The organism is Enterococcus sp. DIV0755b, from assembly GCF_051713765.1.
GTDB classification, from domain to species: Bacteria; Bacillota; Bacilli; order Lactobacillales; family Enterococcaceae; genus Enterococcus_C; species Enterococcus_C canintestini.
This window is the reverse complement of record NZ_JBIOQN010000004.1, coordinates 1-11,012: the sequence shown is the minus strand read 5'-3', so window position 1 is coordinate 11,012 and position 11,012 is coordinate 1. Positions and strand designations below refer to the sequence as shown.

10 protein-coding genes and 2 pseudogenes are annotated in these 11,012 nt (G+C 35.4%); 9 read left to right on the top strand and 3 right to left on the bottom strand.

All coding sequences use genetic code 11. The features are described from left to right. The 5 genes and pseudogenes from IGI65_RS14120 to IGI65_RS14100 form a co-directional block, all read left to right on the top strand. Positions 1-207 (top strand): annotated as a pseudogene (locus IGI65_RS14120) (DUF536 domain-containing protein); the annotation flags it as partial. 782 nt (positions 208-989) lie between these two features. Beyond that, positions 990-1,529: a hypothetical protein gene (locus IGI65_RS14115; RefSeq protein WP_067396395.1), complete on the top strand. Its 540-nt coding sequence runs from the start codon at positions 990-992 to the stop codon at positions 1,527-1,529. A 107-nt stretch (positions 1,530-1,636) separates the two neighbouring features. Next, positions 1,637-1,795, top strand: coding sequence for a hypothetical protein (locus tag IGI65_RS14110; RefSeq protein ID WP_438774493.1), 159 nt, complete (start codon positions 1,637-1,639; stop codon positions 1,793-1,795). A 52-nt stretch (positions 1,796-1,847) separates the two neighbouring features. After that, a complete protein-coding gene (locus IGI65_RS14105) occupies positions 1,848-2,837 on the top strand; it encodes a hypothetical protein (RefSeq protein ID WP_438774492.1) in 990 nt (329 codons plus the stop codon). An 8-nt stretch (positions 2,838-2,845) separates the two neighbouring features. After that, positions 2,846-3,130 (top strand): hypothetical protein, encoded by a 285-nt coding sequence (locus tag IGI65_RS14100; RefSeq protein WP_067396388.1) that lies wholly within the window; start codon positions 2,846-2,848, stop codon positions 3,128-3,130. Positions 3,131-5,494: 2,364 nt separating this feature from the next. On the opposite strand, the gene IGI65_RS14095 is transcribed toward IGI65_RS14100, so the two are convergent. Then, a complete protein-coding gene (locus IGI65_RS14095; RefSeq protein WP_346190142.1) occupies positions 5,495-5,599 on the bottom strand; it encodes a type I toxin-antitoxin system Fst family toxin in 105 nt (34 codons plus the stop codon). A 359-nt stretch (positions 5,600-5,958) separates the two neighbouring features. Here IGI65_RS14095 and IGI65_RS14090 point away from each other — a divergent pair, with 359 nt between their 5' ends. Continuing rightward, positions 5,959-6,081 carry a hypothetical protein gene (locus IGI65_RS14090; protein WP_438774491.1) on the top strand — a complete coding sequence of 41 codons (123 nt, stop codon included), beginning with the start codon at positions 5,959-5,961 and terminating at the stop codon, positions 6,079-6,081. 859 nt (positions 6,082-6,940) lie between these two features. On the opposite strand, the gene IGI65_RS14085 is transcribed toward IGI65_RS14090, so the two are convergent. Continuing rightward, the gene (locus tag IGI65_RS14085; RefSeq protein WP_245631227.1) at positions 6,941-7,012 is read right to left on the bottom strand and encodes a type I toxin-antitoxin system Fst family toxin; all 72 of its coding nucleotides are present in this window, start codon (positions 7,010-7,012) and stop codon (positions 6,941-6,943) included. Between the two features lie 623 nt (positions 7,013-7,635). Between IGI65_RS14085 and IGI65_RS14080 the strand changes: the two genes are divergently transcribed. Beyond that, a complete protein-coding gene (locus IGI65_RS14080; protein ID WP_438774490.1) occupies positions 7,636-8,592 on the top strand; it encodes a replication initiation protein in 957 nt (318 codons plus the stop codon). Positions 8,593-9,005: 413 nt separating this feature from the next. Here the strand turns inward: IGI65_RS14080 and IGI65_RS14075 are convergent, their stop codons facing one another. Next, a complete protein-coding gene (locus tag IGI65_RS14075) occupies positions 9,006-9,104 on the bottom strand; it encodes a type I toxin-antitoxin system Fst family toxin (RefSeq protein ID WP_115241680.1) in 99 nt (32 codons plus the stop codon). A gap of 627 nt (positions 9,105-9,731) precedes the next feature. Here IGI65_RS14075 and IGI65_RS14070 point away from each other — a divergent pair. Next, positions 9,732-10,682, top strand: a complete 951-nt coding sequence (locus tag IGI65_RS14070; RefSeq protein WP_067396405.1) for a replication initiation protein — start codon at positions 9,732-9,734, stop codon at positions 10,680-10,682. A 9-nt stretch (positions 10,683-10,691) separates the two neighbouring features. Then, a pseudogene (locus IGI65_RS14065) lies at positions 10,692-11,012 on the top strand (DUF536 domain-containing protein); the annotation flags it as partial.

Sequence of the window (11,012 nt, the reverse complement as noted above, 5' to 3'; positions counted from 1 at the left end):
ATAAAGCAAATGCAAAAATTACTCGACCAGCAACAACAACTCACGCTCCAAGCCAACCAACAAATCGAGAAGCTACAAGATCAGCTAAAATTAACTTACACTGAAGAAACGCCAGAAAATGAATCACCTGCTTTTTCTGAAGAAAAGAACTCAATGAACGACATACCACCAACTAACAAAAAGTGGTGGCAAATTTGGAAATCTTAAAATTAGTTTTGACAAAAAATATTTTTCTTCATATAACTTTTGTTAGAATTTTCTAAAACGTATATTTCTTTTCTTTGTAAAATCAATCAGCTGACCAAGTAAATAACATGTGTGACTATTCCATCTAAGTGATAAATTTTAGAAAATTCTGTTAAGGGAAAGTCGATATGGCATCGACTTTTTCTTTTTTCTATGAATGCTGCACTCAAAAAAACAGGAATCTTCCTCTAAAAAATGATAACAATTTTAAACATAAATCAACAGGAGAGATAAAAATGAAAAGTGAAACAACACAAATTTTGCTTACGGTTCTTTTTTTTCAGTATTTTTCTATTTATCTTTGATTTTTGGTTGACTCCTCCTTGGAATCCTATTCGTTACTGTGTCACTGTCCTTATCTTTTCGATTGTTTACGCTGGTGGAAAATATTGGCTAATAGCAAGAAAAAATAACAAATAAATCAATGGTAGATTAAAAAAAATCACAAAGTTCGGATCATAAAAACGGCTTAAAATCAATCTTTTAAACGGCTCATTTAGGTAGACCAATCCAAAATCACAAAAAGCGCCCCTGTAACGGTTGGTACAGGCGCTACTTAGTATACTCGACATTATGTTAACCAACGCTTTAAATAACACTTCACTTCTTTGCTTCCCAAGTAGACCAATCTTTCGAAAATGTAAGTATTTTTGTTTGAGCAAAGCGTTGACAAACATATACCTTCCATTTTATATTTTTTTCATCATTTTATTTAATCTAAATATGGAAAGAAGGAAAAAATCATGAAAAAAGTTCTTTTATTAGCTAGTTTATGTGCCGTATTATCGATGGGAGTAGGAAATGTTGTACATGCTTCTGATAACGATACCTCCTATGTTAGATATTCAGGTTATTTAGCAAAATACGTTGCAAGAGAAGATTATTTAAAAAATAAATTAAAAAGTATCAATGCTCCTGCCTATTACAGAAACAAATTAAATACAGCTTTATTTAAAGCAAAAAAAGATTTGCGTTCAGGAACAACTGATATTACTAGATTAAAAACAACGTATAAAGAATTATTAGACTCAATTGTAGAGGGATCAAACTTATACAACACACATTCCGCTGATTTATCATTAGCAAGAAAAGATTTAGCAGAAACAATAAAAACAGCTTCTGATTTTTTAGATAACCAAACTGGTAACTCAAATGATAAAGCAGATATCCAAAAACAATTAATTTATGCTGAAAATATTTTGCAAAATGAGTATGCCTCTTTCTATGACTACAAAACAGCAAATGATTTGTTAAAAGCAAAATTACTAGAATCTTCTAAATAAAGAAACAATTTAATTGATTGGAAAACAATAATGTACAACATAATCAGTAAATATCAAAGGGAAAAAATGACTGATAAGTTATGTAAAATCAAAGTCTGAGCCAGAATGTGGTTCGTTCTGGCTCAGACTTTGGCTCTTCGACATTTAGTATTGGTAGATATATTGGACAAGTTGCTTTAGCAGCAACTGGAGCTATTGTTTTAAGTGGAATCACGATTAGTGCAGGACACTGGGCATATAATACTATTGTAACCTACTTTTTTTAATTATTGAAATCAACATATAAATTAGAAAGATATCTTATAAGGAGAGCAATATATGAAAATCACCAAAAAAATTGCTATATTGTCATTAACAGTATTATCTTTTTCACTAGCCAGCCCCGTTTTAGCATTAGCAGAAACTTCCGAATCAATTCAAGAAACGGTTGAAGCCATAAATAATGCAACTAGCTTGGATGATGTGGTTGTAAAAAATACTCAAATTAATCAAGCTGTTAAAGTTGCAGATAACGAATTATCTGTTACATTACCAAAAAATGCTGATGAAGAAATTCAATTAAAAGATGGGGAGGAAAATATTGATGTTTCCTTACCTGAACAATTTTCAACTGATGCTTTAGATGTTGGAGATACTGTAATTTATGATGGAGAAGATTCCGATTTAGGTTTACAAAATACAGATTTAGGTTTTAGAGCATTAATTTCTATCAATGATTCTAACGCCAGTCACGAGTACAGTTTCAAAATTAATTTACCTGAAGGATATCAATTATTCGATGCCTCAGAGATGGAAAATAAAGCACCCGGAACTGGGAATATTTATATTCTTAACGAAGAAGGTCTACCTGTAAATATGATTGATGCTGCATGGGCGAAAGACTCAGAAGGAAATTCAGTTCCAACCCGTTATACGATTAATGAAGATACACTAACTCAAATAATCGATTTTGATGAAGAAAACTTTTTCCCTATTGTCGCTGATCCTAATTGGGTTAAATTAGGTAAAAAATGGTACAATAAGAGGTCAAATATTGCTACAGCTATTGATATTGCTTTGATAGCTGTAGGAATTGGTGCAACTGCTAAAACAAGTAGTACAGTTATCAAACTAATTCGAGCAAACCGAAAAAATATCACCCGCACTGTAGAGAGAAAAATTGCTAAAACACTTGGAAAAAGTGCAGCTTCTTGGGTTGGAACAGCAATCAGTATAGGTCTTACTCTTGGAGGAACATCTGTAGGAGATCTCATTGCCAAAGGATTAGATAAAGCTGATGGTCGATATGATGGATATATTTTTGCATAGGAGAAATTATGGAAGATAAAAAAAGTAAAAGACTTTTTAGACTAACCGATATATATATATCAATTATTTGTTTGACTCCTTCCTTATGGCTAATCATGGGATTATTTACTCCTATTTCTAGAAAAGAACAACTTATTTCTACAGTGATGAGTATTCCTTGTTTATTTTTTCTTGGATTTGTTTTTGGAAGAAATTCTAGAGATAAAGAAGTCTTTGATCTTGCAAGTGAAGCAGATGAACTTGAAAATGAATTAAAAAATATAAAAAACGAAAAGAAACAAAATAAAGAATAAAATTATGACAAAAAAGCCGTTAGTGTTTAATAACTAACGGCTTTTTTATATCTCGTTCTTAGATAGGACACTAGCAGATAAAAATAAAAGTAGTAAAATGACTATACCAAATGTAAAAAATTCAATATCTCTTAAAAAATTCCCCTATTTCTAAATACAAAGTATTCCCTAAAAAAGAAAAAATCAGAAAATATGAAAAGAAATGAACGCCATTTGAAAATACTCTCGATAACAGGACGCTAACTAACAAACTAAAGAAGTACAAGAAAAAATAGAAAGGCTGAAAGAACTAGATAAACGATTAGCTGCACAAGAAAAACAAGCGGCAAAAAGAAAAGCACGAACAGACACCTACAGAACAAAAAAAAGCAAAAATGATTCGCAACTTTCCGAAAAAGACAAACAAGATTTGCTGAATGGCCTACAAAATTTTGGTAAATACTAAAACAAGAGCGCAGCGAATTTTATCCAACACGCCTGACGGATAAAACTAAACGAAAGTTGGTGGGTATAAGCGCGCCCTATGAGATTATAATTCCCCTTATGGTTAGCATTCGAGCAAAGCGACAAAAAAGTCCGGAAGTGAAATATTTTTTCGCTTTAGGACTTTTTATCGGTATTAGGTGAAACCTAACAAGCATTCCATTTGGAATTTTAGGATATGGACGTCCATATCCGATGCTTGCCTTTTGAAAAAGGCAAGCAAAAATTCTACTTGGAATGGTGGTGTGTGCGCACACACCCGATGCTTGCCCCAAATTAATACAACAATTGTGAGAGGGAACTTTTTCTCATTTTTTCGAAAAAGTTTAGATTTTTTGTGTGTCTTTTATAGGCAAAGAATAGTTGTTTAGAACGAAGTTGATTGATGGTTTGCTTGTGAAATATATGCGATTAGCTTCAAAGTAATGAATCAAACGAACGTAATTGATGAGTAAAAACGCGTCTTGTTTTACATTGATTGTTGGCAAATGACGTCTCTTTTTGCGTTTAAACAGCATGTAACCAGCTTCAAAATAATCAATCGAATGCGTGTAAATGATGGGCATAAATCCGTGGTTATGCCGTGGTTTTAACGTGGTTACGCCGTGGCTATACTGTGGTTTTTGTCAACGAACCAATAACAGAACAATGCGCTAAATGACGAAAAGTGACCGCCCAAAAATTGGACTTGTGTCGGACTATTGCCGGACTTTCATCGGACTATTACGAAAAAAACGAATAACGAATGACGCATCAAAATCGAGAGTAAGTATAGAGTATCTATAGAGTAACTGTAGAGTAAGCATAGAGTTTCAACTCCCAACAAGAGAACAATTCAATCGCCAAATTCGGCAGTACGTATACAGTAAATGTGCAGGAACCATGCAGGAAGTATGCAAAAGACAAATCGAAAAAAATATGCGGAAAAGCTGCGGTTTCCTTGCGGGTTTGTTGCGGAAACATTGCGGAACGATCAAAGTGAAAAACGCCCGGACAGCCGAATAAAATAACGTTTTCCGCCTACCAAAATTTCTGACCATTTTGTCGCAACGTGGGTTTTTACCCCTTATGAGACAAAATGGTCAGAAATTCTGGTAACTACACCTAATGTATTCGGCTGTCCGGGCGAACAAAAAAAGTTGAAAAAAAAAAAGAAAGTGGCGTATTTTTTTGTGAGGTAAAAAAAAGAAAGAAAAAATAATAGTCACTCGCTGGAGCTCGTGAAGCCTTCCGTCAATCCCAACTATCAGTCGCAAGCTCCTTCGATAGTTGTGCCTGACTTTCAGGAAAAGTAGATTTCCTGAACGGCAATAGAAACAAATATAAACAAGAGAAACGAAGATAAAGCGCAGTCCATGGTAAATCGAACTAGAAGGTCTTAGAACGCCTGTGAGGGCTTCTTAGAGCTTCTGAGAGGCTTTAAGGAATGGACGGCTGTAAACAAGTCTGTACGCTCTTGTCTGCCCCAACCCATTGTTGGGGACGCCCACGAGTGGCGAACGTGTAGAAGGTCCAGGAAATGATTTCCTGGTGGGTTTGGGCAACGCCCAAGGTTTTTTATTGGACATGACAGAAAAAGGCCTTAAAACGCTTCTGAGGAGGTTTGCGGTTAAAAGGGGTAAAAAGTACCTGAGGACACTTAAAACGCCGTACAGGGCCTGAGAGCGGCCTTAAAAACGATTTGAGGGAGTAAACAAAAAATGAGTGTATACGAATTGTTCTAGCATGAATTTTGCATTTTGGAATCAGGGTTGATATAATCAATATGCAGGTTGTGATGAGATCTGATAGTAACACAAAAGCCAGTCCTTGGTCAGAAGGACTGGCTTTTTTTGTTTTTGTTGCAGCTACAAAAACAAAGGTGTGGTTAGTGGCAACTTGTTAGTCATTATCTTTCTCGTCTAACCAATGAGAAACTAGTTCAATGACTAGCCCAACAAAAATTGGTGCAATGACTGTTGTGATGAGATCTTTCAAAAGTAACACCCCCTTTTGGGGCAAGTTGCCAAAGTTGAGTATACCATAGCCGCTTTTGGGTTGTTAGGGCTTGCCCTGACCGCCTGAAAGGCGCAGCCTAACAAGATTATCAGAAACCACTAAAAATGTCTTAGAGATCCTTAGACGAGCAAATAGAGCCTAACCAAAGAGCACCTTATCAATGGTTTTGACTTTGATTTTAGCGAGTGAACGCTGCGAGTAAAATGTGAGCGTGATTTTCGATCACTCCAACTGCAGAAAATGCAGCTGGAACAACATTGTACAAACAATTCACAAAAAATGGTGATCCTGTTAATATGCTTTCAAGAAGAGCTACTATGTGTGACTGGGTTGTAGGAGGGTTTGGCGTGGCACTATCTGCAATTTATGGTGGTGCAATTGGAGCTGCTTTCGGTGGGCCTGCAGGTCTAGTTGCAGGGGCTGCTGTTGGTTTAGGTTGGATTCCAGTTTCTGCAGCTTGTCCAAAATAAGGGGGCGACTAACATGTACAATAAAAAAATCTCTATATTTAATTATTTATTGTACGCCTATGTACCAACATTAATTTTTCTTGTCTCACAAAATATTTTAAAAAATATTGATTTAGTTTTTAGTGGGCTTTTTTTTACCTGTATAACGATAACAAGTATCTCGTCTTTTTATATAGTTAACAGGTCTTTAGCTCCTGTATCTATTAGTAAACTGTTAGGACTAGTTATACCTTTAAACTTTTTAAGTTTTTTGTTTTTAGGATATATACTTTTCAAATTAAAATTATTTTGAAGAAATGAAGGTGAAAATTTGAAGTATGTGTACTCGAAATATTTCTTAACCATTTATCAATGCATGACCTTATTGATTCTTTCACCAATTTTTTTTAAATTGTTCCATTTCAAAACTTTTTTATTTTTAGCTTTGTTACTATTTTTTTCATTTAGTATTGATACCATTTTAAATCAACGTACCAGTAATAATAGGGAACAACATTCAATCTTATGGGGAATTTTTTATATTCCTATAAGCTTAATCACTATATTATTTTTTTTAGGAGGTTAATAAGCTGTTGGAGCGGCATATCTTGCAGGAAGTATGTTTTGTTAGCTTAACACCCAAGATATCTATGAATATTTCTTATGTGAGTTACCCCAGCAGTTAGATTGCTGGGGTAACTTTTTTATTTGGGGTTATTTTCAGATTTTGATTTTTCAGGTAATACTTGCTATAATCAAATTGCGGAAGACATAAATTCGTAATGAATAGCACAAAAGCCCAGACCTCGTCACAGGTCTGGGCTTTTTTATTCGCCTTGCGGATAGGCGTGTGGGTTAGGACAACTTGCGAAGTTATCTGCTAATCGTCTAACCAATGATTAACTAGCGTGATTACTAGACCCACAAAGAGTGGAGCGATAACCAAAGACATAAGTTCGTACATGAATAGCACCCCCTTTCAGGGGCAAGTTGCCGTATTCGATCATAGCATACTTGCCCGATACTATAATTACCTTAAAGTGGACTATGTGTCCCACGCTTGGGTTTTGGGTTGTTAGGGCTTGCCCTGACCGCCTGAAAGGCGCAAGCCTAACAAGATATTCTGAAACCACTAAAAACGTCTTAGAGAGGCTCTTACAGCCTGTCACAGCCTCACAGAGGCGTCCTTGACCCACGGGGGTTTGATTTTAGCGAGGGAGCAGAGCGACCGCTGCAAGCCTAATGTGAGAGCGTAGCGATCACACCTTTTTTGTTTTTTGGTTTTTTCTTTGCAGTTTTGCAAAATGCGCGAACCTGTTTAGCTAAAAAAAAGGCGCTTTTTTAGGCGGGAAATTTTGCCCCCCTCTTTTATAATCTCTTTTTAAACCTCTTTTAAACCTCTTTACCGTCGGCTGTGTCCTTACTCTCCCAAGGGGTACAGAATCTTTTGAAGGTCATTTTGTCTGTTTATGAAGGTCATTTTGTCTGTTTATGGGGGTGGTTTTGTCTGTTTGGGCGTGTTATTATAGGGGAAGTTATCATATAATTTAACTCCTATAAAAACGAGGTGTTTGAATGGCTAATGAAATCGTTAAATACCACCATGAATTAAATACCATTCCCTTGCGGAAATTTACTCCTGTAGAAATGAATTTGTTTTTTTCTATTGTGTCCAGAATGCGTGAGAAAGGCGATAAAACTGTTCGCTTTAGTTTTGACCAACTGAAAGACTTGAGTAATTACAAAGCAACTGCTAACGTGCGGTTTGTAGATGATTTAAAGGCAACGTACGAGAAAATCTTATCGTTACGCTTTGGTCGTAGAAGTGAGTCTGGGCTTTCTTACGATATGTTTGTGATGTTTACGGAATTTAGAATCAATGGTGACGTTGAAGAGCCTTATGTAGATATACGAATTTACGAAAAAGCTCTGCCTTTGTTAAATAATTTAGACGAATGGGTACGTTATTCTCTCCAACAATTCAATGAGCTAGAAAGTAGTTATTCAAAAACAATGTTTCGATTGCTAAAACAATTCCGAACCAAGGGCTTTGCTTACTTTTCCAAAGATGATTTTCATGAGCTATTAGATATTCCAAAAAGTTATAGGCAAAGTGATATAAATAAAAATGTCATAAAACCTATTCGTCAAGAATTAACTGCTATTTTTAAAGGACTAACAATCAAAAAGAAATACGGAAAAGGGCGAGGAAAACCTGTCATTGGCTATCAATTTACGTTCAAACCAGAAATCAAACAAGCGGACGACTTTAACAAGCATGCGCCAACCAAAGAAGAACAAAACAGAGCGTTGGCACAAGCAGACAAACAAAAAGAATACGAGCAACAATCGACAACGCTACAAGATAAAATCAAAGAGCAAGAACGAAAATTAGAATTATTAAAACAGCTCCAGGAATTAGAGAAAAAAGAAAAACAAGACACCAAAAATCAGAATTTGACAAAAAATTTGGCGGAAATGACAAACGTCGAGCAAGAACACACCGCCTTTGTCGAATCGGAGGAGCAGTAGAATCCGTATTAGGACGTGAACTTTCTGGCGAGGACATAGACAAACTAATTCAGTTTCTCAAATTGCAAGATGAGCGAGGAAATTATTTTACCAACTTTATGAACCGACAAAATAAGGAATAACGCACAAGCGCCCTCAGAATTCGATTTAAGGTGTTTCGCTCTGTTTCGATATATAAATATACCTAAAACGATTTAAAATGCCTTAGAACGGAAATTAGAGGGGTTTTAGAATATGTTTAGAGGTTTTTCAAAAGTCTATTCGTTGATTTTCTAAAAAAAAGCTGTTATACTCAGGGTGCGAAACGTGAGAATTTCGAGCATGTGTAACACAAAAGCCACCCCTACTGCGAATAGAGGTGGCTTTTTTTGCGCTTGTTGCGACTCCAAGCGTGTGGACTAGTGACAACTTGCTTAGTTGTCGTCTCGCTTATCTAGCCAATAAGCAAATAGTTCAATGACTATCCCCACCAAGATAGGGGCGACAACCAACGTGAGAATTTGTTGAAGCATGTGAACACCCCCAATCGGGGCAAGCTGCCGTTAATGAGTATAGCATAATTGCTTTTGGGTTGTTAGGGCTTGCCCTGACCGCCTGTAAGGCGCTTGAGAACAAGATAAGGTTTATTTTATCTTGCTTGTCTTAAAACGGCTTAGATGAGCTCCTAGAGCCTCACAAAGACCTCTTTGAAGAATGGGTTTGATTTTAGCGAGGGAGCAGAGCGACCGCTGCAAGTACAATGTGAGAGCGAAGTGATCACACCTTTATTAGCGACCGTAGGGAGCAAGTTTTTCAGTTTAGAAAAATTCGCGAACCTGTTTGGAGAAAAAAGGAGTGATTTTTAGGTGGGAAATCTGCCCGCCCTCTTTTAAATCTCTTTTTAAATCTCTTTTTAAACCTCTTTACCGTTGGCTGTGTCCTTACTCCTTCAATGGATACAGCATTTTATAAACTACATTTTGTCTGCTTTTAAACTACATTTTGTCTGCTTTTAAACTACATTTTGTCTGCTTTTAAACTACATTTTGTCTGCTTTTAAACTTCTTTTTTTATACTCACGTATGTTATAATATGTATTATCACAGACAAAACGTTGTTTATAACGTCTGTATCCTTTGGGAGAGTAAGGAGGAATAGATTTGGCAAATGAAATCGTGAAATACCATCATGAATTAAATACCATTCCGTTGCGGAAATTTACACCAGTTGAAATGAATCTATTCTTCTCTATTGTGTCTAGAATGCGCGAAAAAGGCGATAAAACCGTTCGTCTTACTTTTGACCAGCTAAAAGATTTAAGTAATTATAAAGCAACTGCTAATAATCGTTTCATTAATGATTTAGAAATGACTTATGATAAATTAATGGATTTACGTTTTGGTAAAAGAAGTGCTAATGGGCTCGATATAGATAGATTCGTTATGTTTAGTGAGTTTAAAATACGTGGAACTGCTAAAGATCCATATGTAGACATACAAGTTTACGAAAAAGCTTTACCTTTACTAAACAATTTAGATGAGTGGGTTCGCTATTCACTCCAACAATTTAACGAATTACAAAGTAGCTATGCAAAGACTATGTTTCGATTACTAAAACAATATCGAACTATAGGTTTTGTTTATTTTTCTAAAGAGGATTTTCATGAACTATTAGATATTCCAAAAAGTTACTGGAACAACCAAGCAAACATTGATAATCGTGTTATAAAGCCTATACGTCAGGAATTAACCGCAATCTTCAAAGGTCTGACAATCAAAAAGAAATACGGAAAAGGGCGAGGAAAACCTGTCATTGGCTATCAATTTACGTTTAAACCAGAAATCAAAAAAGCAGACGACTTTAACAAACATGCACCAACCAAAGAAGAACAAAATAAAGCATTGGCTTTAGCTGATAAACAAAAAGAATACGAAGAACCTGCCACAACAATTAACGAAAAAATCAAACAGAAGAAACGAGAACTTGAACTCCTCCAACAAATCAAACAACTAGAAAAAGAGAAAGAAGCTCTTGAAAAGCAAACACAGTCCGCACTTTCGGAAAAAGAGAAAAAAAATTTATTATCTGATTTAGATAATTTATTTAACTGAAGGTGACTTATGGCAGATAAAACAATCAAAGAGCTTGCTGAAGAATTAGGAGTTAGTAAAACAGCTATTAACAAAAAAGTTTCTGATGAAAATCGAAAACTTTGGTTTGCGAAAATCGGAAACAAGTTTGTGATTAATGAAATCGGGCAAATAGCTATAAAATCAATGTTTTTAACCGAAAACGAAAACTTAAAACGAAAACCAGTTGTCGAAAAATCAAAAACCGAAAACCATAAAAACGCCAACCAAGTTCCCGATCTAGAACTCGTTTCTTTTTTCAAAAAACAGTTGGATCAAAAAGATATACAGCTACAAGAAAAAGATACTCAA

What these genes read in the sequence shown, in the direction of transcription:
- IGI65_RS14115 (WP_067396395.1), top strand. Translation starts at nt 990, where the DNA reads ATGAAAAAAGTTCTTTTATTAGCTAGTTTATGTGCCGTATTATCGATG.
- IGI65_RS14105 (WP_438774492.1), top strand. Translation starts at nt 1,848, where the DNA reads ATGAAAATCACCAAAAAAATTGCTATATTGTCATTAACAGTATTATCT.
- IGI65_RS14100 (WP_067396388.1), top strand. Translation starts at nt 2,846, where the DNA reads ATGGAAGATAAAAAAAGTAAAAGACTTTTTAGACTAACCGATATATAT.
- IGI65_RS14080 (WP_438774490.1), top strand. Translation starts at nt 7,636, where the DNA reads ATGGCTAATGAAATCGTTAAATACCACCATGAATTAAATACCATTCCC.
- IGI65_RS14075 (WP_115241680.1), bottom strand. Translation starts at nt 9,104, where the DNA reads ATGCTTCAACAAATTCTCACGTTGGTTGTCGCCCCTATCTTGGTGGGG.